This is a genomic window from Vibrio sp. JC009 (genome assembly GCF_029016485.1).
GTDB lineage: Bacteria > Pseudomonadota > Gammaproteobacteria > Enterobacterales > Vibrionaceae > Vibrio.
The window spans coordinates 1,014,196-1,033,966 of the sequence record NZ_CP092107.1 but is presented as its reverse complement, the minus strand read 5'-3'; the positions used below and the strand labels follow the sequence as shown (position 1 = coordinate 1,033,966).

General features: G+C 46.8%; 17 protein-coding genes. 1 reads left to right on the top strand and 16 read right to left on the bottom strand.

All coding sequences use genetic code 11. The annotated features are described in order from the left end of the window. Positions 1-108: 108 nt before the first annotated feature. The 4 genes from L3Q72_RS19440 to glmS are packed head-to-tail and all read right to left on the bottom strand — an operon-like array spanning position 109 to position 4,641. Entirely contained in the window at positions 109-1,680 is a 1,572-nt protein-coding gene (locus L3Q72_RS19440; protein WP_275132204.1) for an AMP-binding protein, read from the bottom strand. Next, a complete protein-coding gene (locus L3Q72_RS19435; protein ID WP_275132203.1) occupies positions 1,671-2,870 on the bottom strand; it encodes a glutamate mutase L in 1,200 nt (399 codons plus the stop codon). Before L3Q72_RS19435 ends, L3Q72_RS19440 begins: the two co-directional genes overlap by 10 nt. Then, positions 2,867-4,231: a hypothetical protein gene (locus L3Q72_RS19430; RefSeq protein WP_275132202.1), complete on the bottom strand. Its 1,365-nt coding sequence runs from the start codon at positions 4,229-4,231 to the stop codon at positions 2,867-2,869. Before L3Q72_RS19430 ends, L3Q72_RS19435 begins: the two co-directional genes overlap by 4 nt. Continuing rightward, complete coding sequence (gene glmS, locus L3Q72_RS19425) at positions 4,228-4,641, bottom strand: methylaspartate mutase subunit S (protein ID WP_275132201.1); 414 nt, start codon at positions 4,639-4,641, stop codon at positions 4,228-4,230. The genes L3Q72_RS19430 and glmS overlap by 4 nt, the downstream gene beginning before the upstream one ends. A 229-nt stretch (positions 4,642-4,870) precedes the next feature. On the opposite strand from glmS, the gene L3Q72_RS19420 reads away from it, so the two are divergent. Further along, positions 4,871-5,350 (top strand): hypothetical protein, encoded by a 480-nt coding sequence (locus L3Q72_RS19420; protein WP_275132200.1) that lies wholly within the window; start codon positions 4,871-4,873, stop codon positions 5,348-5,350. A 99-nt stretch (positions 5,351-5,449) separates the two neighbouring features. Here the strand turns inward: L3Q72_RS19420 and L3Q72_RS19415 are convergent, their stop codons facing one another. The 12 genes from L3Q72_RS19415 to L3Q72_RS19360 all read right to left on the bottom strand — a co-directional run bounded on the left by L3Q72_RS19415 (position 5,450) and on the right by L3Q72_RS19360 (position 19,434). Continuing rightward, positions 5,450-7,078 (bottom strand): GGDEF domain-containing phosphodiesterase, encoded by a 1,629-nt coding sequence (locus L3Q72_RS19415; protein WP_275132199.1) that lies wholly within the window; start codon positions 7,076-7,078, stop codon positions 5,450-5,452. A 22-nt stretch (positions 7,079-7,100) separates the two neighbouring features. Continuing rightward, positions 7,101-9,365 carry a chemotaxis protein CheA gene (locus L3Q72_RS19410; protein WP_275132198.1) on the bottom strand — a complete coding sequence of 755 codons (2,265 nt, stop codon included), beginning with the start codon at positions 9,363-9,365 and terminating at the stop codon, positions 7,101-7,103. Next, positions 9,362-9,649 carry an STAS domain-containing protein gene (locus L3Q72_RS19405; RefSeq protein WP_275132197.1) on the bottom strand — a complete coding sequence of 96 codons (288 nt, stop codon included), beginning with the start codon at positions 9,647-9,649 and terminating at the stop codon, positions 9,362-9,364. The genes L3Q72_RS19410 and L3Q72_RS19405 overlap by 4 nt, the downstream gene beginning before the upstream one ends. Before the next feature lie 36 nt (positions 9,650-9,685). Continuing rightward, positions 9,686-10,051, bottom strand: coding sequence for a response regulator (locus L3Q72_RS19400; protein WP_275132196.1), 366 nt, complete (start codon positions 10,049-10,051; stop codon positions 9,686-9,688). A gap of 373 nt (positions 10,052-10,424) precedes the next feature. Further along, positions 10,425-11,510: a chemotaxis response regulator protein-glutamate methylesterase gene (locus tag L3Q72_RS19395; protein WP_275132195.1), complete on the bottom strand. Its 1,086-nt coding sequence runs from the start codon at positions 11,508-11,510 to the stop codon at positions 10,425-10,427. 65 nt (positions 11,511-11,575) lie between these two features. Then, positions 11,576-12,478: a protein-glutamate O-methyltransferase CheR gene (locus tag L3Q72_RS19390; RefSeq protein ID WP_275132194.1), complete on the bottom strand. Its 903-nt coding sequence runs from the start codon at positions 12,476-12,478 to the stop codon at positions 11,576-11,578. Positions 12,479-12,633: 155 nt separating this feature from the next. Further along, a complete protein-coding gene (locus tag L3Q72_RS19385; protein WP_275132193.1) occupies positions 12,634-14,571 on the bottom strand; it encodes a methyl-accepting chemotaxis protein in 1,938 nt (645 codons plus the stop codon). A gap of 69 nt (positions 14,572-14,640) precedes the next feature. After that, the gene (locus tag L3Q72_RS19380) at positions 14,641-15,213 is read right to left on the bottom strand and encodes a chemotaxis protein CheW (protein ID WP_275132192.1); all 573 of its coding nucleotides are present in this window, start codon (positions 15,211-15,213) and stop codon (positions 14,641-14,643) included. Between the two features lie 18 nt (positions 15,214-15,231). Beyond that, complete coding sequence (locus L3Q72_RS19375) at positions 15,232-17,457, bottom strand: chemotaxis protein CheA (protein ID WP_275132191.1); 2,226 nt, start codon at positions 17,455-17,457, stop codon at positions 15,232-15,234. A gap of 2 nt (positions 17,458-17,459) precedes the next feature. Continuing rightward, the gene (locus tag L3Q72_RS19370; protein WP_275132190.1) at positions 17,460-17,789 is read right to left on the bottom strand and encodes an STAS domain-containing protein; all 330 of its coding nucleotides are present in this window, start codon (positions 17,787-17,789) and stop codon (positions 17,460-17,462) included. A gap of 64 nt (positions 17,790-17,853) precedes the next feature. Beyond that, the gene (locus L3Q72_RS19365; protein ID WP_275132189.1) at positions 17,854-18,222 is read right to left on the bottom strand and encodes a response regulator; all 369 of its coding nucleotides are present in this window, start codon (positions 18,220-18,222) and stop codon (positions 17,854-17,856) included. A 24-nt stretch (positions 18,223-18,246) separates the two neighbouring features. Next, positions 18,247-19,434 (bottom strand): methyl-accepting chemotaxis protein, encoded by a 1,188-nt coding sequence (locus L3Q72_RS19360; protein ID WP_275132188.1) that lies wholly within the window; start codon positions 19,432-19,434, stop codon positions 18,247-18,249. Between the last annotated feature and the right edge of the window lie 337 nt (positions 19,435-19,771).

The following is a 19,771-nucleotide window of genomic DNA, read 5'->3' as shown; positions in this document are numbered from 1 at the left end:
ACGCCAGCATGGTGCTGGCGTCCGAATTAATAAATACAGGATTAAGGTGCCTTTCCTCATAATTAAGGTGTCTGTCCCCGTAGTTGAGGTGCCTGTCCCTATAAAAGGTTAATAGGCTGACAGCTCTTCTTTCAGTGCTTCCTTATTCACCCGGTTTTTATCATTTTGCAGAAGCGGCATGTGCTTCTTGTAAACGATACGGGCCGGGATCATGTAGGACGCCAGGTGTTTGTTCAGCTCAAACAGGATCTCAGTTTCGCTGATCTGGCTTGGTGCTGAGTAAACCAGTACCACTTCCTCTTCGATAAGCTCGTTTTCCATACCGAATACGGCGCAGCGGTCGATATCCGGAAGGTTCTTGGCTACTACCGATTCGATTTCATACGGAGAAACGCGGAAGCCGCGGGTTTTGATCATGTCATCTTTACGATAGGCGAAGTAGAGGTAACCCTCTTCATCGCGGTAAACATAATCGCCGGTCGCCACAACAAGTTCATCGACCAGCTGGCCCTCAAGATTAATCGCATCCTTCAGGATAGAAACCGACTTATAACGTTCCGCTGTCTCTTCCGGTGCATTCCAGTAGCCTTTGTAGATATAGCCGCCACGGTGGATAAGCTCACCCACTTCACGTGGTGCACACTCTTTGCCCTCTTCATTCAGGACATAAAGCTCCACATCCGGGATCGCTTTACCGATAGATTCCGGTCTTATCTGAATCTGAGACGGATCCAGGTAAGTAGAGCGGAAGGCCTCTGTCAGACCATGCATTGAGTAAAAGTCAGCCTTCTGGAAAGTCTGCTTACAGTCATCCACCATTCTGCGGTTAACGTTACCGCCGGAAGAGGTGATGATACGAACCTTGTCGAACAGTTCAGGGCTCGGAATACGGGCTGTGCCTTCTTCAAACATCTGAGAGATGTAAACCGGCATAACCGGAAGAACCGTCACCTGATCGTCAATAAGGTGGCTGAAGAACTCATCCGGCAGGATAAAGCGGTGCAGTGCCAGGGTCGCTTTCTTGTACAGGCTACAGAACACCTGATTCAGGCCATAGTCCAGATTGAAGAACAGAACGCCTGAGATAACATCGTCTTCAGTCAGTTTCAGATACAGAGAAACCACACGAGCTGAGTCAATCAGGTTACGGTGCGAGATAACTATCCCCTTTGGTGTGCCTGACAGGCCAAAGGAGTAAGTAATTACTGCGGAGTCGTGCCCGCTGATGTCGCACTCGTAAGGTTTGTTGTAGTACTTGTAGATCTCTTCAAACGAAGCAATCTCGCTGCCGGCGATATCATAGGAGATGACATGGCCTTCGTAGTTGATCTCATCAAGGCTTTCCAGCTTCGCTTTATCCGTGATAATGCACTTGATATCGCAATCTTTGATGATGTAATTCACCTGCTCTGGCTTGAGCATTTTCGACATCGGCACCAGAATATAGTCGGTTGAAAGGATCGCAAGCTGGGCGATGACCTGCTCAATCCGCTTATTGGAGTAGATGCCGATTCGTGAATCTTTAGGCAGGTCCAGTTCCTTCAGGTAGAGTGCGACCTGATTGACTTTTTTATAGAGCTCCGCGTAGGTAACCTTGCTGCTGTCCAAAGTGACAGCGGTTTTATCCGCATGTGTCTTAACGGCACTTTCCAGCAGGGTTCGGATACAGTTTATTGACATTCTAGTTTTCCTTTTGCGCCTAACGTCCAGATATCATAGTTGCTGTCCATAATGGTCACAGGCTTATGTTCCGACGTCATAATTTTCTTGTAGAAGAAGGCGATGATGTCTTCAACCTCTTCAACTGAAAGCACTTTAGTAATACCACCTGTGATTACTATAGAATTGATCGCCAGCAATTTCAGGTTGATATAGGCTTTACGGTAATGAGAAATTTTGCAGAGCACCAGGAAGATAGCAAGCTGCATCAGTATCTTGGTGGCTTTTTCGCTCTGCTCTTCGAAGATGTTTTCCGTCACTTTCAGGTGCATCAACAGCTCATAAACAAACTCGTTGTTTTGCGCTGCAAAGATCAGTGACTGTTTGGATTTGTACACGCCCAGTTTTTTGAATACCAGACGGTCATATTCGTTTTCGGTTACGATATTTTCATCGATAACCAGATCTTTGGAGTAGTGGATATCCGTCGTTGCACCACCGATATCCAGCACGATAAACGGGTCCACCACAGAGTAGCCTGCATCAATATGAGGCAGCGCCTGATTTACGATGTAAGGTGTTGAGAAGATCTGATTAGAGGTGATCTGGTACAGGCTCTTAATGTCCTCTTTACCTTCAATATCCTGCTGATACAGGTTGGTCAGATACTCTTTCAGGTGTTCTTCCACAATATGAAGACGGCTGTCGATGATGTTCGGCAGCGTCACCAGGTTCTCTACATTTTCAGCCACAGACTGAGCATCTTGCTCGTTACCCACGTAAACAATGTTGGAGTAGTTCAACTGCTCCAGATAGTTGTACAGCTCATCACCAAAAATAGAGCCGTTACTGTTTACACCGCCAACCACGATAACCACATCCACCAGATCACTTGGAACAGAGTAGTCTTCAATGTTCTGATACAGGATGGTATCAATGATGTTGATGCCTGAGTTAAAGGCAATGTTTGTCGCGTACTTCAGCGAGAATGAGTTTGTCACACCAATAATCAGCGTGCTCAGGCCACCATTTGCGGAAGAGCAGATATAGATATCGTCTTGGTTGAACTGGCTCACCCGTGTGCCGCATTTCTGCATCAGGTCATCAAGGATGTCTTTGTTGAAATCCCTGAAGTGCTGCTCGATATGTTGTGAGTCGGAAACCTTGAAGTAGGTACTGCCGATGTCGATAAATAGTTTTTCCTGGCTCATTGCATAATGCCTATATCATGAATTATGTCGCTAACGATACTGGTGGTGTCTTTGTTCAGGTCGCACTGCGAGCGTTCGTACTCGAAGCAGCGATCAGGGATTGGCACACCGCCGCGATCAATGATGCGGATGTTCTTATTGGCGTCCCTGATGGTGATCATCTTGTTGTGGTTGATGATGTGCGGTGAGAAAGGCACATCGATAATGCCACACTTGATGGAGTTAAAGACTTTACGCCACAGCGTATCGGCCGGGTCGTTAAACACAGCTTCCATAATTGCCATCACTTCGGCAGTCAGGATCTCTTCTTCCTGTTCGTCAACAATATTAGGCAGGCCATTGAGAATGCCCAGCGTGTACTGAGTATCGGCAACGGTTTTTGCATTCGCTTCTTTCGTCGGAATACCGGACGCCTCTTCTCGGGTCTTGGTGATGATCTTATCTGCACCAACCATAGCGGCGATAACGGTAGACATGTTAATCAGCTGCTCTGCATAACTTTTATTGGTCGGGAATGCGCCCATCCACTGGTGATAAACCAGATGAATGGCAGCATCGCCGCAGCCAATAGATTCTGCATAGTGTCTTGCCATTTTCTTAATGACCGCACCCATCACGATATCCTGATTCATAGAACCGGTCTGAGAGAAGGAGACAGAGAAAGATTTTACGCCTTCTTCAAGGGCAAGCAGCATTTCCAGAAGCTGGATAACGATAGTGATTGACGGCGGTACAAGCGTCGCTGTAAGCGGGCCAAAGGACTCACGGTTAATCGGTGCGTTAAGCTCAGAGTATTTCGCACACACGCGCTCTACATACTTCCAGTACATAAAGGCTTTATCCAGCGGGAAGTTCTTTGAGTACGGCAGAAGATAGGTAATAGGTCCGCCTTCGATCTCGAAGATACCTGAAGCGATAGCCGTTTCGGTTAGCAGCCTCGCATCAGGCGTACCGTGGCGCAGACTGACCGGCTTATTAAAGTGGGTAATCATCTTACGCGTAGTACGGTAGCCGTGGTTCACCAGCGGGTAACCGTTCAGCATATCCACATCGTTCTCTTCACTCAGGCGCAGCATCTTTTTCGCCGTGCCGTAGTCATTCAGACGTGTGTTGGAATCGATTGTCAGCGGAAGTACATCAACGTTGGCATTGACGAAAAATTCGTTAAGGGCAAACTGTTTTTTATAAGTAGGGAAGCCGCCACGTGGCTGTACTAACATCTTGCTTTTGTTTTTGAAATGGTGAGAGATAAACAGCTCTTTGCTGGCACCGGCAACAAATTCTTTTACTTCGTCGAAGTCAAAGTTGTCGACATATTCGTTGCTTAAAATGATCTCTCTTTCTTCCTGAAGCAGGCTCATGCTAAATTCCTCTCCCTTATTAAATCATCCAAAAGGTCAAGGCCGACGTTCAAGTCTACCTGGTGACACACCAGGTCAAAGCCATACTTTTTGTACTTTTCCTGAATCTCTTCCGGATCACCGGTACCAACGGTCAGGTTACCGCCAATCATCATGATCAGATCATCTAATCCTTTGTATTTGGATTTTAACGCTCTGACCTCACGGCTCCAGCCTTCGGCCTCACCGTTAAGTGAAGAGATCAAAAGTACTTCTGCCCCGGTTTCCACCACGGCATCGAAGAACTCTTCAAGGTGCGTATTTACACCTAAATTGAACACCTCATAGCCTCTGGCGTCGAGAGAGAGTTCAATGAGTCGGTTAGCAACAACGTGGATATCATTGCCGACTACGCCCGTAACTACTTTCATATTGTGTTTTTAACCTGAAATCCTGTGTTTATGACTCCCCGGAATGGTCTATTTTTATATTTAATCAGACTTGCTCTGAACGGCTTCTGAAGCAGTCTTTTTATGGGGAGTTTTAGTGTTTTTTTGACCAAGTAGCGTAACCGTACATGATTTCAAAAAAGATGTAAAAAAATGTTCACAGAGTGCTATTATGCGGGAGTGACCAATACCTATTAAGGAAGGAATTTATATGGAATTTTTTACCGCAGATATCTGTGACGAGTACCCGGAACGAGTCAGTGTTTTAGGCCCTGGTTATTCAAATTTCGGTGGCGCTGAGAAATGTCAGGGTGAAGTCGTAACCGTAAAACTGGATAAGAACAATTCGGAACTGATCAAACTGCTTCGTGACGAAGATGGCACAGGTAAAGTTGTTGTGGTTGATGTGGATCGTGAATACTACGCCGTGGTGGGTGAAAACCTGATGAAGTTTGCAAGAAACAACAACTATTCAGGCATCGTTGTTAATGGCTACATCAGAGACACCTTCCAGATCAAAGATATTCCGGTAGCCCTGTATGCGTTAGGTACCTGTTCGCGCAAATACATCCCGTTAACTGAAGGTGCAAAGGGTGTTGACCTTGCCTTTGGTGATATTGAAGTGAAAAACGGTGATTACTTATATGCAGATACGGATGGTGTGATTGTTTCTGCTGAGAAGATTGTCTAGTTCGCGCCTTTTATCTGCCTTGTGTAGTTGCTAAGACAAACATTCCCACGCGGTGGGCGTGGGAATGAGATTTTGGCTGAGGTTTGCCAGGTGCCGGAGTTAAGCTGTTACCTGATGTTCAAGCAGATACTCGACAAAATCATTACTGCTTAGCGGCTTGCTGTAATAATACCCCTGCACATACTGAATGCCTTTTATTCTGGCGAAAGCTAGCTGGTCACTGTATTCAACCCCTTCTGCTACAACCGGCTTGTCCAGGTTCTGGGCCAGAGAGACTATGGTATTGAACACGGTCTGAATTTTTCTGTTTGAGACAACATCGTCAACAAAGGATTTGTCGATTTTTATCTCATCAAAATTCAGCCGGCACAGGTAGCTCAGACTGGAAAAACCGGTACCAAAGTCATCAATGGATATCCTGAAGCCTCTGTGCTGTAGTTTGGTCAGGACAGAATTCACATAGCTGAAATTATCAATAAACGCCGACTCAGTAAGCTCCAGCTTTATCTGTTTAGGGCTAAGCTGATGTTTGTTGATGTAGTTGCAGATCTTGTCCACAAAATCGACATCTAATATCTCAACCACGCTGATATTGACGGCAAAAATATACTGATTGTAGTCCAGACCGCTGTTTTGCATCTTTTTGATGATGGAGGCGATTGAGCGGATGGTCAGGTAAGTCAGTTCAGAAATCTCTCCCAGCCGTTCTGCAATCGGAATAAACTCCACCGGTGAAACATAGCTGCCATCCAGTTTCCAGCGCATCAGGCATTCGGCGCCGGCAGGCGTGCCTCTCTTCTCATCATTCAGCGGCTGGAAAACCACTTCAAACTGTTCGTCTATTGCGCCTGAGTTTATGGCGTGCTGGAAAGTAGCTTCAAGCCGGGTCTGATGCTCCATATGGCTGGCCAGCTCTTCCTGAAATTCTGCCAGACGATGACGGCTGTCAATCACATCCAGTATCGCCATTTCAGCTTTGTTCAGGCTCCGCTCCAGCTCATCACCTTCTTTTTCCTGATAGTAGCCAAGGGCGATATTGCTGAAAAAGTTATGTCCGTTGAAATGAAAGGGCTCATTCAGGCGGTTATACAGCGGCTCAATCTCAAGCTCATGTCCGGAATCAACAAAAATATTAAAACTGTCTATGGAGTGTTTACAGCAGATGGCGTATTCCCATTCAGACTGAACCCGTGCCAGTATTTCCATAAAGACCAGATTGGCAACAGCGGTTCCCCAGATCTCTTTAATTCTCTGGTAATTACAGATGCGGATACAGCAAACCGTACCCTGATCATAATGAGTCTTGATTTCGGTCAGAAAGGCTTCCCTGTAGAACAGGCCGGTATGAGAGTCGCGTTCAGACAGCTGTTTGTTCAGGCGTCTTGTCCCTACCAGTTCGGTAATATCTTCCAGAAAGAGAATATAATTGTCTTCATAGCCGGTTAACTTCACCCTGTACCAGTTAATGGCGAAGCTTTCAGAGGTAATTCCCACCTCAATATCCGAAGATGGCGTTTTTGCCAGACGTGCTCTCAACTCAGATTCAAATGGGTAGCTTTCATAATCCGGATTAAGAAACTGTAGCTTATTATCCTGAAACAGAGAGTTACCCGCTTTGCAACCGAATAGTTGTACGGCTTTGTCTGATGCTGTTAATACAGTGCAGTCTTTATCCATCAGAACGAAAGCAATTTCCATTGCGGCTATTTGTTTACAAATATTTTCCATAGACAATTCCTCTACCGGTCTATCAGGCTGTTAACGGCTCTGCGGTTAAATCCAGGTGCTTGGTGCTTTCTTCCTGGCTCAACGCTAATCCGGTGTCGTTGTTATTCTTTTCATGTACTGACGTTGCCAGGCGGACTAACGCCGGTACATCTAAAATCATTGCTACATCACTGTTGCCCAATATGGTTGCGCCGCTGAAGCATTTGAGTTGTCTGAACACTTGTCCCAGCGGTTTAATTACCGTTTGCAACTCTCCCTTGAGCGTATCTACCACTATGCCGGCCCTTAGCTTTCCGGACTGGAGAATAACCAGAGTTTCTGAGTCATTGCCCTGTTTATTGTGACAGTCGAAAAGCTCCCTGAGCCTGATAAAAGGTAAAGCTTCGCCTCTGAGATTTATATAGTGGCTGCCCCTGACATGGCACTCCTGAGTGACGTCGTGAAGCCCGATGCATTCGACGACAGTATCAAGCGGGATCACATACATTTCGCCTCCGACCTCAAACATAAAGCCGTCGATAATCGACAAGGTCAGCGGCAGGCGGATACGGATAGTTGAACCCTGATTAGGCTCGCTATCAATCTCTATTTCTCCGCGCAGGGATTCGATATTGCGTTTAACCACATCAAGGCCGACGCCGCGGCCTGAGATGTTGGTAACCTGTTCGGCGGTGGAAAAACCAGGCTCAAACATAAGGGCATAAATTTCTCTGTCACTGAGTCTGGCCTGTTCTGAAATCAGCCCTTTTTCCAGTGCCTTTTCCAGCACCCTTGTTTTGTCTATGCCTCTGCCGTCATCACTGACCTCAATCACAACGGATCCTGAATCGTGATAACTGTTCAATACAATGGCACCGGACTCGGGCTTTCCTTTTTTAATTCTTTCCTCAGGTGTTTCTATTCCGTGATCGATAGCGTTGCGCACAATATGCATAAGCGGATCGCTGATTTTTTCCAGAAAGGTTTTGTCCAGCTCGGTTTCATCACCTTTAGTATTCAGGATCACTTTCTTTTCCATGCCTTCGGCAATATCCCGGACAACACGCCGGAAGGTATTAAAGGTGTTGCCGATTTTTACCATCCTCAGTTTCAGTGAGCTGTCACGGATGTTTTCCACCAGACGGCCAAGCAGTTCCATGGCTTCGATCAGGGGTTCACTGCCGGTTTCGCGTGCCAGCAGATTGGTTCTGGCTCCGGTAATGACCATTTCCCCTACCTGATCAATCAAGGTATCCAGCTTGTCGTTTTCTATCCGCAGTGTCTGGACTTTTTGTATGGTTTTACCGGCCTTTATTGTCTGTTTTTCAATGGCGGCCTGAATCACTTCCGGGCTGACGCTACCGGATTCACTCAGCATTGAACCAATCAGCGGAGGTTTGCCCTGTGTTTCCTTCAGCTCATTTTGCAGTGCAAGGCCGGACTCCAGCTCCTTGCGGGTTAATGCGCCCGCATCAACCAGGATCTGGCCGACTTTCTGTTTGTTGTCAGGCAGCCTTTTAATCAGAGAGATGTAGTCCTGAACGGAGCTGTCAGGCGGAATTATGGTGATATCAGCATCGGACTGAATAAACTCAAAAACATCAATAAGCTCCTGTCTGCTGACATTACCGATAAAGGCAATTTCAAACCCCAGATAACAGAGCTCGGGGTCAAAATCCGAAGTCCCTGCCAACTGATCCTGAATGACATCCAGATGCTTGATTCTGCCGAGTTTGTTCAGATACCGGATACAGGAAAGGGGGTCAATGCCGTCAAGAAAAACATGAGGCCTTGGCCGGAAGGAGATATACCATTGAGCTTCTTTGGTATTGCTGCTTTTGTCTGGTTGCTCTTCTTTATCCTGAGCTGAGTCCTGTGTTGATGAGGACGAGGGCGCACCGGATATATCTGGTTGGTATGCGGTCAGTGCCTCTATCAAATTTTGTGACTTGTCCAGCAGTATACAGTCAGGTTCGCGGTCTTCAGAGGCGTTGAGAACCAGCTCATCGGTTATATCACGGCATGAAAGAAACAGCTTGATTAAAGATTTATCCAGCCTGGTTTCACTGTTTCTGACCTGGCTCAGGATGGTTTCTGCAATATGAGTCAGATTTACTACGTGCTCAAAGCCGAAGATCCCTGCACTGCCTTTAATGGTGTGAATAGAGCGGAATACGGAGTTAATCAGCTCATCATCCGCGAACGCACCATTTTCTTCCAGCTGGAGAAGGCTGGCTTCCATCTCTTCAAGCAGCTCTTTTGATTCGGTAACAAAGGTAATTACCGCCTGTTCCATTCCCGGGATCATAACTCCTCCTCATCGATACCGGCCGGAAGAGGAAGGTTAAGCTGCGCAAAACAGTTACTCACTTCTTCACTTGGTTTAACAAGCTCCCAGCCTTTGCTCAATTTCTGGCACTTAACCCGGGACCAGAGCAGCAGTTGAAAACCTGCACCATCTATCTCTTCAACCTTACCGGCATCTAGTGAGATCGAAGAGGCTCCGAGCATTGCTTTATATAGTTCAGCGTGTATCTCGGATGCGTTATAGACCATCAATTCTTCAGGTAGCTGAAAGACAGTGGAAGACATGTGAATTGACCCCGGTTACTTGTCGGCAGAAGAGGGTTAAGCAATAAGCTTGCTTACCGTATCTATCATCTTCTCAGGCCGGAATGGCTTGAGCATCCACGCGATGGCCCCGGCTTTTTTACTTTCTTCGACAAGATGCTTCTGGCTCTCTGTGGTGAGCATGAGTATTGGGGTAAATTTGTACTTGTTTATCTGCTTGGCATTTCTGACAAACTCTATGCCGTTCATATTTGGCATATTAAAGTCACTGATAATCAGGTGAACCCGGTTATCATTCAGTTGCAGCAAGCCTTCTTTTCCGTCTCTGGCCTCTAGTACAGTATACCCGACACCGCTTAGTGCGATGGATACGACCTGTCTGAGTGAGTCGGAATCATCAACAATTAAAATTGTTTTACTCATTTCTTTTTACGTCCCTAGCCCGGCAATATGTATAAATTATTTGTGCCTACTTAGTTATCTTAGACAAAAATTCAAACTTGGTTAAGTTTCTTATCAAAAAAATTGGTGTTTTTGGTTAAAGTTAATACGTAAGGAATAATCATCTGATGGAATTGTATTTATATTGAATAAATAGTTTTTAGATAAATCCATTTATTAATAATTAACTCATTTTAGTGAGCTGTTTTGAGTGTTAAAATCTATCTTTCATAAAATTAAACGGGCTTGATGTTATTAGGATAATCATGCCCGTTTATAAAATAATCAATAACCTTGTATTTTGGGTTAACCTATAATTAATTCGGAAACATTAAATTTAATTTTGGAATTAATCTCACGAAAAAGAAGCGATCAATTCCGGAATATTCTCCAGGGAAACCTCATACATGGCTGCGCCATGCCTGACTGCCTCTTTAGGCATTCCGTATACCACACAGGAGGCTTCATCCTGGGCATAGGTGTCCGCGCCGGAGGTCTTCATTTCCAGCATGCCTTTGACGCCATCATCGCCCATACCTGTCATGATAATGCCGATGGAGTTCTGGCCTGCAGCATTTGCAACGGAGCGGAACAGCACATCCACCGACGGGCGGTGACGGCTTACCAGAGGTCCGTCCTTGATCACCACAGTGTATTGCGCGCCACTTCTGTTTAACAGCATATGTTTACCGCCATTGGCGATAAGCACTGTGCCCGGCATGACCCTGTCGCCGGTTTTTGCCTCTTTTACGGTCACTTCACTGAGCTGGTTCAATCTTTCTGCAAAAGCGGCGGTAAACTGCTCCGGCATATGCTGAACAACCACAATGCCCGGTGCCGTGCGGGGCAGGCGGGTCAGCACTTTTTCCAGTGCCTGAGTGCCACCGGTTGAGGTGCCGATAGCAACCACCCTGTCTGTGGTATTGAACACCTTTCTGTCTGAGTGAGCGGGTAAAACGGCATCCGCTGTCAGTTTTTCAGTTGGCTCCGGAGGTGTTGGTTTTAATTTTGCTCCAGTTGAGGATGAGGCCCGGACCTTAGCCATTCTTGCCTGAGCGGCCGCTTTTACTGAATGAACCAACCTGTCTCTTGATTCTTGCATAAACGAGCGCAACTCCGACTGAGGTTTAGTGATAATATCTACAGCACCGGCAGCCATTGCCTGCATCGTGGTATCTGCGCCTTTTTCTGTCAGGGTAGAACAGATAATGACAGGGGTTGGCCTTTCGCTCATGATTTTTTTCAGGAAGGTGATGCCATCCATACGTGGCATTTCAATATCCAGAATAATGACATCCGGCCACTGCTTTTCCATATTTCGCATGGCAAAGATAGGATCTCTAGCTGAGCCCGAAATGGTAATTCCCGGCGCTTTTTCTAACTGTTCCTGAAGAAGTTTTCTAACCAGAGCTGAATCATCAACTAACTGAACATTTATCATGGCGTTAATCCAATTATTTTTTATTCGTTATATTAAATATGACATATGTTTTATATGCAAACAAACTAATTAGTGCCACCCGATTTCTGGAAAATAGATGGGCGAATCATATTTAATTTTAAATCTATTCCCTGAAGATTTTCTGTATGGCTGATAAATAAGTGGCCACCCGGTTTTAACTGGTTTACTACCCGTCTTACAATATCTTCTTTCTTTTCCTGATTAAAATAGATAAGAACATTGCGCAGGAAAATCACGTCAAACTGGCCCATAGTGGCAAGCTGGGCATTCAGGTTTACCTGGCTGAACTGAACCCGTTCGCGCAAACCCTGATGAATCAGAAGCGTGCCTTCCTGAGAGCCGGTTCCGCGCAGGCAGTATTTCTTCAGGTATTGTGCCGGAATGCCTTCATGGCGTTGCATCTGGTAGTGACCGGCGGCCGCTTTTTCCAGAACCCTCTGGCTGATATCCGAGCCTATCAGTTCCCAGTTCCGGTTTACCAAGGTGTCGTCCAGAATCATTCCCAGACTGTAGGTTTCCTCCCCGGAGGAACAGGCCGCGCTCCAGACCCGCATTGGGCTGTACCGGTAATGGGGAAGAATATGCTGCTGAAGATAGTCAAAATGCGCAATTTCACGGAAGAAAAAGGTTTCGTTGGTGGTCAGCAGATCAATAAAAATCTGTAGCTCATTCTCATCTCTGAGAACCTGCTGATAGTAGTCAAAGTAGGTTTTGAAGCCGTAAAAGATCAGACGGCTGCCCAGACGCGATTCCAGCAACGTTGTTTTAGACGGCGCCAGATGAATACCGGCCTGTTTGTAGAGCAGTTCCTTAAAGAGCATAAACTCATGGCGGTTGACAGGAGTGACTTCTGCCAGGCGGCTGCCTGCCAGCTCTGCGGCCAGGTTGCTCTTATTACTGCTTGATAGATTAAAGCCTGAAAACAAATCAATTACCGATTTTTTCAAAAGTTATTATTACCCAGAGTCGATCCAATAGAGCCTATCCTCTAATTATAGACCTTTTCGGTCCTGTTCTCCTTAAACCGGAGACAGAGTTTTAGCTAAGTCAGATCTGGAGCAGCATAACCCTGAAGCTTCAGGGTTATGCTGTTGTTTTTCAATTAAAAGTTTACAAACTCTGCGTTATCCAGATTGTCGTAGTTGTCCTTTTTCGCATTGACAGGGGTAGCAATTGGCTGCGCATTGATACTGCCTGTCCGCATCAGGTCCTGAACCTTGAAGAAAGCGACAGCCTGAATCAACTGGCTTGCCTGTCCGCTCAGCTCTTCTGCAGTTGCAGCCAGCTCTTCAGAGGCGGAAGCATTCTGCTGAGTTGCCTTATCCAACTGCACCATGGATTCATTGATCTGGGCGATACCGGATGCCTGCTCTTCAGAAGATGCGGTGATCTCTTCTACAAGATCGGCGGTCTTCTTGATGCTAGGAACGATTTCAGCGATCAGGTTGCCTGCGTTTTCTGCAATGCCAACACTGTGTGTCGCCAGTTCATTGATTTCCTGCGCGGTTGTGGAGCTGTTTTCAGCCAGCTTACGTACCTCAGAGGCCACCACGGTAAAGCCTTTACCATGCTCACCGGCACGGGCGGCTTCGATAGCGGCGTTCAGAGAAAGCAGGTTGGTTTTATAGGCGATATCTTCAATAAGGCCAATCTTGTCCGCAATCTGTTTCATTGCTTCAACGGTCTGAACCACGGCCTGTCCGCCCTGTTCTGCCTGCTGAGCTGCCGTCGTTGCCATATTGTTGGTTACGCGGGCATTTTCAGTGTTCTGCTGCACAGAAGCGTTTAGCTGTTCAACAGCTGCTGTGGTCTCTTCAACACCGGATGCCTGTTCAGTGGCTGACTGGCTGATGCCCTGCGCGGTTGCATTTACCTGCTGGGAAGCGGCACTCAGGTTGTTTGAACCAGAGCGAACCTGTTGTATTACTTCGTTCAGGCCATTGGTCATATCCATCATTGCGGCGTATACGCCTGTGGCTTTGTCCGGATCATTAAACTTAATGGTCAGGTCGCCGTCAGCGATATCGCGGGCAATATTTTCCATCTCGCGTGGTTCACCACCAAGCGGACGACGGATAATGCGGGCTAAGATGTAAGCCAGAACAATGCCGACAACGATAGCCAGGACACTAACCCAGATAACGGTCTGAATGGTTCTTTCATTAACCTGTTTTACCTGAGGACCAAGGATATCCTGATCTTTTTGTACTGACAGTTTTACTTCTTCACTGGCATCAGCAACGATTGGACCGATTCTGTCCAGTTCGCTCTGGATAATACGGTTACGCTCAACGGTGACCTCATGGATAGTTTTAACACCTGCCAGATACTGCTCTCTGGCTTTCTGGAACTTGTTCAGAAGCACTTTTCGATCAGGATTGACAATCTGCAGATCCAGGTCTTCATAAAAGGCGTCCAGATTTGTTGTCAGTTCCTTAAGGGCATTATCCATATCGCTCTGCAGATTCTGATCAGTATATTTGACCAGAGACAGACGACCGTTCAGAAGGGTTTCTCTGGCACGGGAAGCAAAATAAGCGACTTCGTCATAGCCTTCGTTATGGGCTGTCGTTGCGATTTCATCAAGCGCATTGGCCATTTCTGAGCCAAGAGGGCCAAGTTTGTCATAAAGCACTTCATCATGCTTTTGAATCAGGTCGGTCACCTGCTCAAAGTTGGTATAGTAACCGCCGATAAGATTGTTGATCTGATCGACCTTTTCCGCTCTTTCCGGCTTCTGAATATCCGTTTCAGCATCACCGACCAGCTCTTTCAGCAGGGCAAAACGTTCTTCAAAATCGCCTTTGGATTTATCAGAGTTCTTGATCAGGAAGTCTTTTGCGAACAGACGAACCATCAGCATATTGGCCTGAACACGTCCGGCCAGGTTAGCGTCGCGGGCTAATTCGCGATAGTCATTAAAGCCTTTAACTGAGTGTTGAAGGCCGATGTAAGATGATGCTGAGACGGCAATCAATAGAATGATTAAAACCCCATATCCCAGACCAATCTGTGTGCCGAGTCTTAGTTTATTTAACATAGGTGTCTACTCCAACTGTGTTGTTTTTTCTATGTTGTAATCTTAAGCAGCTTTTGAACTGCCCTTTATTTATACGCTAATGCCTGTAAGTGGCTCGCTGGTTTCGTTATTGGTTGCGCCCGCATAGGAGGCAATTTCATTCAGAGCAGAAAGCTCTTCTACGGAAAGTACCTTGTCTATTGCCAGCAGAATGATAAATTCGCCGTTTACATTGCCCATCGCCTGGATAAAGTCAGTGCGGATATTCGCGCCAAAACTTGGTGGTGGCTGGATATTGCCTTCTTCTATCTCCAGGATTTCACTCACTTCATCGACCAGCATTCCCAGTGTCTGGGTATGTTCGCCCTGAGTGACCTCGACCAGAACGATGGAACTGCGTTTGGTCAGTGAGCATTTTTTTCCGGCCAGACGGGCGGAAAGATCCACCACAGGAACGACGCTGCCCCTGAGGTTGATAACACCACGGATAAAATCCGGCGTCATGGGAACACGGGTCATATTGGTGACCTCGATCAGTTCTTTTACGTCGAGGATTTCAACGGCCAACCGCTCTCCTGAACACATAAAAGTCAGGTATTGTGTCACGCTGCTCCCGGCGGACACTGCAGTGGATTGATTTAACGTTGCTAGTTCTTGTGTCACGATCCAGAGTCCTTGTGGTTAGTTTTCATATAATGGTAATTCTGCTGCCTTGTCAGGAAGCTTGTTTGCAATTCCGGTAACTTGCTCTGCCCTTTCTATAAGCTCCTGAATATTCAGAATCAGAGCGATGTCGCCGCTGCCCAGAACCGTTGCTCCGCTGATACCGGACAAATTCTGGAATACTGCGCCCAATGGCTTGATAACCGTCTGTTGTTCGCCCAGAAGGTTATCAACAACAAGCGCGGCACGGGCTCTGCCGAAGCGGACGATAACCAGTGATTCCCTTTGCACCGGCTCTGCTGAAGGTAAACCAAAGAAACTGCGCAAATGAATAAAAGGCATTACCTCGCCACGGAAGTTGACGTAATTCTTGTTTTGCTGCAGCTGGTCAGCTCCGAACTCAATGCATTCCTGCACCATGCTGAGCGGAATAATGTAGGACTCCTGTTCAATGCCCACCAGGAAGCCATCGATAATCGCAAGCGTTAACGGTAGCCGGATGGTTATTCGTGTGCCTTTGCCGCGTTCACTGTCCAGCTCGATAGAGCCGCGCAGTGAATCGATATTCCGCTTCACCACATCCATACCTACGCCACGGCCTGAAAGGTTAGACGCTTCCTGTTTGGTGCTGAGTCCCGGCTCAAAAATAAGTTGCAGCTCTTCCTGACGGCTTAGTACCTGATCAGGCTGAACAATGCCTTTGGCTTCCGCTTTGGCGCGTATTTTTTCCACATCCAGCCCGGCACCGTCATCGAAAACTTCCACGACAATATGCCCGGAGTCATGATAGGCGTTCAGTGTCAGGACACCTTTTGCAGGCTTGCCCGCTGCCACACGTTCTTCCGGCATTTCAATACCGTGGTCCAGTGAGTTACGCACAAGATGGGTCAGGGGATCGTTCAGTTTTTCTATAACGGATTTATCCAGCTCGCTTTCGCCGCCGTTAATCTCCAGATTGATCTCTTTGCCCAGCTCCCGGCTTACGTCCCGGACAACACGTTTGAAGCGGGAGAAGGTTTCGCCAATCTGGACCATTCTCAGTTGCAGGGCATTATCCCGGATCTCTTCAACCAGAAGTTCCATATTGGAGGCCGCATCATTGACTTCAGGAAGATTAAGTTTGCTGATTTTGGTGCGCATAGAGGCGCTTGAAATCACCAGTTCACCCACAAGGTTTATCAACTGTCCCAGCTTCTGGGCATCAACCCGGATAGAGCGGGCTTCCTTGCTGACTTTTTCCTTTATGGTTTCCTGTTTTTTCAGCGCTTCTTTGACAACGCTTTTATTGATTACCTGCTGCTCAACCAGGATTTTGCCCAGTGGCTTTCTGTCTTCTTCCTGCTCGGAGGTGGTTTCGCTTTGGTGATCCAGGGCAAGATTCAGTTCGGTTTCCGTAAGGGCGCCGATATGACACAAGAGCTCACCTAACGGACGGGTTTCGTTTTCCGGAGCCTCTTGCAACAGCGCAATATATTCTGTCTGTCTTGATTGCGGAGGAAGTATCCTGATATCGCAGTCGTCGGCGACAAACTCAAATACGTCGTGTATTTCGGCTTTTGTCGCAGAGCTGTTAAAGGCAATGCGGAAAGAGAGATAACAACTTTCTGCATCCATCTCCTCATCTTCGTTGCTTTCCATACGGTACAACGTCATCACCTCAATGATTTCACCAAGGTTGGTCAGATAGCGCAGGAAGGAGAGGGGATCAAAGCCATTTCTGAAGGTATCGGGTTTAAAGTCCAGAGCGATAAGCCAGTGCTTGTCGGCATATGCTCTTTCTTCAAACATTTTTTCAACTGAGGGTGTTTCTGAATCGGCAGAAACAATAACCGCTTCCGAACGGGTCAATCCGGTTTGTTCGGCACTGATTTCGGCGATAAGCGCCTGGCCGTTCTGCTCCAGCTCATCGGGAAGCTTAGAACCTGTGTCTGCCTGAGAGGCAAAATCCACCAGTGCAGCGGCGTGGTCTTTACATTTCAGCAGCAGGGCGATGAGATCCTGATCCACCGGGCGTTCACCTGAACGGGCTTTATCCAGCTCGGTTTCGACCGGATGGGTAAAGGTGACAATATAGTCAAAGCCGAAGATGCCGCCAGAGCCTTTGATGGTGTGCATGGCACGGAAAACACTGTTCAGGTGTTCCGAGTCTTCCGGATCTTCTTCCATCATCAGCAGGGCATCTTCCATTTCCTGGAGCAGCTCTTCCGATTCCTGGACAAATATCTGTTTAGCTTCGTCACTCATGGTTATGCCTCCGGTTTTTCAGCAGAAAGAACAACCGGATCACCAAAGTGACCGATAAGATTCAGCATTTCCAGCGCTTCGATAATCGCCGGGCTGTGCTCGACAAAGCGTATCTGCTTGCCGAAGCGTTCGCTGTCATATTTGAGTTGCAGCAGGATCTGGATTCCTGCGCAGTCGAGCTCATCAACCTGAGAAAGGTTCAGCTCAATTTCCGTCACCTTATTCCATTTTTTATACAGCTCTTCTTTCAATTCGGCTGCGTTATAGATAGTCATTTCGCTATCCATCTGGAATTTCAGCGTTTCATTTTTCTTTTTTGCAACCATTCCCATTCTTGTACTCCCACAACCTAGCCACTAACGGATTGTTTTTATCAGGGGAATATTCAGGCCTTAATTAAGGCAGAATTAATTTAGCTACGGCATCCAGCATCTGTTTTGGCTGGAAGGGTTTAACCACCCATGCTTTTGCTCCCGCCGCTTTACCTTCGGCCATTTTTGCCTGGCCCGATTCGGTAGTAAGCATAATGACCGGGGTGAACTTATAGCGCGGGTTTGCCCGTACCGCCTTCAGGAAGGTGATACCGTCCATGTTAGGCATGTTAACGTCACTGATGATCAGATGGATTTTTGTGCCATCCAGTTTGGTCAGTGCATCTTTTCCATCTTTCCCTTCAAGGACGTTATAACCTGCACCGCGAAGTGCAACGCCAACCACGTGGCGGATAGAGGCTGAATCATCAACAACTAAAATGTTCTTTGACACTTAATGACTCCTTACATTAATTAATCAGAAAAATGAGATTGAGGACGCTGCGGCTTCCTGGCCGTCACGGCCTGAACCGTCACCACTATGGTTTTTAAATTGTTCAGAGGTCACATAGTCCTGCTTCATCTCTTCTATCAGATTTTCTATATCCAATGGTTCCAGCACTTCTCCTGAATTCCGTTTTTCATATCTTTCCTGAGACAGAGCGGACATCTGATCCATGCTGCCGATAACCTGAGCAATAATCTGGCTGATCCGGTCCTGGAACTGGAAAGCAACCAGCATGTCTTCGATTTCTGCCTGAGTCTGCTGGCTCAGTTGAAGCAATGTGTTACCTTCAGCCCTCAGTTTGTCTGAGCGAACGGTCAGGTGGCCGATAACTCCTTCGATCACTTCCTGACTGGAACTTATCGCGTCGGTGATCGACTGGCTTGTCTGGTCAGATACGCCGGACAGTTCCTGCACGGTATTACCTACCTCGGACATCTTTTCGATAATATGAGAACCGGTTTCGCCTGACTGGGAAGAAAGCTTGCGCACTTCATCTGCAACCACGGCAAAGCCTCTTCCGGACTCACCGGCACGCGCCGCTTCTATTGCTGCGTTAAGAGCAAGCAGGCTGGTCTGGTCGGCGATATCGCCAACGTTGCTGGCCATGGACTCAAGCTCAGAGGTGTACTGGGTCAGGTTATTGATGCGGGAGGCCAACTGGCTATTGGAGTTTTCGATCTGCATAAACTTCTCAGAGATGTTTTCCAGGCGCTGACGATCACTCTCATCGTTATGCAGCACATTGCCTTCATCGCCGAAGTTTGAGGCTTGGGTTACCTGATTCATCTCTGTTGTCAGTGAGGCAAACTTCTCGGTCAGAACGCCGATGTTTTCGTCCATCTGCTCTGAACAGGTTTGTAACTGACGCTGCCAGATAGGGGCTATCTGGCTGAAGATATTGTAGGTATCGTTAAGCTGCTGCTGAATTTTGTCTGTTTTATCTCTTAGCGTTTCGAGTTCTTTTTGATCCTGGTTTTGTTGCTTGAGTAACTTTCCGGTCTGGCTTTGAGCTTTAATCGCTACAGCAAAATTTAAAGCAAGAAGCAGCAGACCCGTTCCCCACAAGACGACAGAAGGAAGTCCGGTGAGTAATGTAAAATTGAATAGAATAAGAATTGCTAAAATAAACTGAATATATGCGTAATATCCCTTACCCATAAACTACCTACTGATGTTGTAAAATCTAGCCCTATGAAACTACATTTATATGTTTAATTATTGTTAATTTGTAATCGGTTTCAAGAACACCTTAATGGAAACTAATAATCGATACAAATAGTATTTGATGTTGTGTTTTCTTTAATTTTGCATCAAATACATGCGAAATCTACACAGGTTGTACAATTTGGTGACAATCCGCTGAGAAATTCTCACAAACAGATAAACATTCCACCCTAACCCAATAACTTTAGCCAAAAAAACACGCTCGGCGTGAATCAGATGTTAAAAATGTGAGCTGGTTAGATGGTGAAGTGTTGGTATGCTTAAGTTTAAG

Bases quoted from the DNA above. Each gene is read 5' to 3' on its own strand.
- L3Q72_RS19440 (WP_275132204.1), bottom strand. From the start codon at position 1,680: ATGTCAATAAACTGTATCCGAACCCTGCTGGAAAGTGCCGTTAAGACA.
- L3Q72_RS19435 (WP_275132203.1), bottom strand. From the start codon at position 2,870: ATGAGCCAGGAAAAACTATTTATCGACATCGGCAGTACCTACTTCAAG.
- L3Q72_RS19430 (WP_275132202.1), bottom strand. From the start codon at position 4,231: ATGAGCCTGCTTCAGGAAGAAAGAGAGATCATTTTAAGCAACGAATAT.
- glmS (WP_275132201.1), bottom strand. From the start codon at position 4,641: ATGAAAGTAGTTACGGGCGTAGTCGGCAATGATATCCACGTTGTTGCT.
- L3Q72_RS19420 (WP_275132200.1), top strand. From the start codon at position 4,871: ATGGAATTTTTTACCGCAGATATCTGTGACGAGTACCCGGAACGAGTC.
- L3Q72_RS19415 (WP_275132199.1), bottom strand. From the start codon at position 7,078: ATGGAAAATATTTGTAAACAAATAGCCGCAATGGAAATTGCTTTCGTT.
- L3Q72_RS19410 (WP_275132198.1), bottom strand. From the start codon at position 9,365: ATGATCCCGGGAATGGAACAGGCGGTAATTACCTTTGTTACCGAATCA.
- L3Q72_RS19405 (WP_275132197.1), bottom strand. From the start codon at position 9,649: ATGTCTTCCACTGTCTTTCAGCTACCTGAAGAATTGATGGTCTATAAC.
- L3Q72_RS19400 (WP_275132196.1), bottom strand. From the start codon at position 10,051: ATGAGTAAAACAATTTTAATTGTTGATGATTCCGACTCACTCAGACAG.
- L3Q72_RS19395 (WP_275132195.1), bottom strand. From the start codon at position 11,510: ATGATAAATGTTCAGTTAGTTGATGATTCAGCTCTGGTTAGAAAACTT.
- L3Q72_RS19385 (WP_275132193.1), bottom strand. From the start codon at position 14,571: ATGTTAAATAAACTAAGACTCGGCACACAGATTGGTCTGGGATATGGG.
- L3Q72_RS19375 (WP_275132191.1), bottom strand. From the start codon at position 17,457: ATGAGTGACGAAGCTAAACAGATATTTGTCCAGGAATCGGAAGAGCTG.
- L3Q72_RS19370 (WP_275132190.1), bottom strand. From the start codon at position 17,789: ATGGGAATGGTTGCAAAAAAGAAAAATGAAACGCTGAAATTCCAGATG.
- L3Q72_RS19360 (WP_275132188.1), bottom strand. From the start codon at position 19,434: ATGGGTAAGGGATATTACGCATATATTCAGTTTATTTTAGCAATTCTT.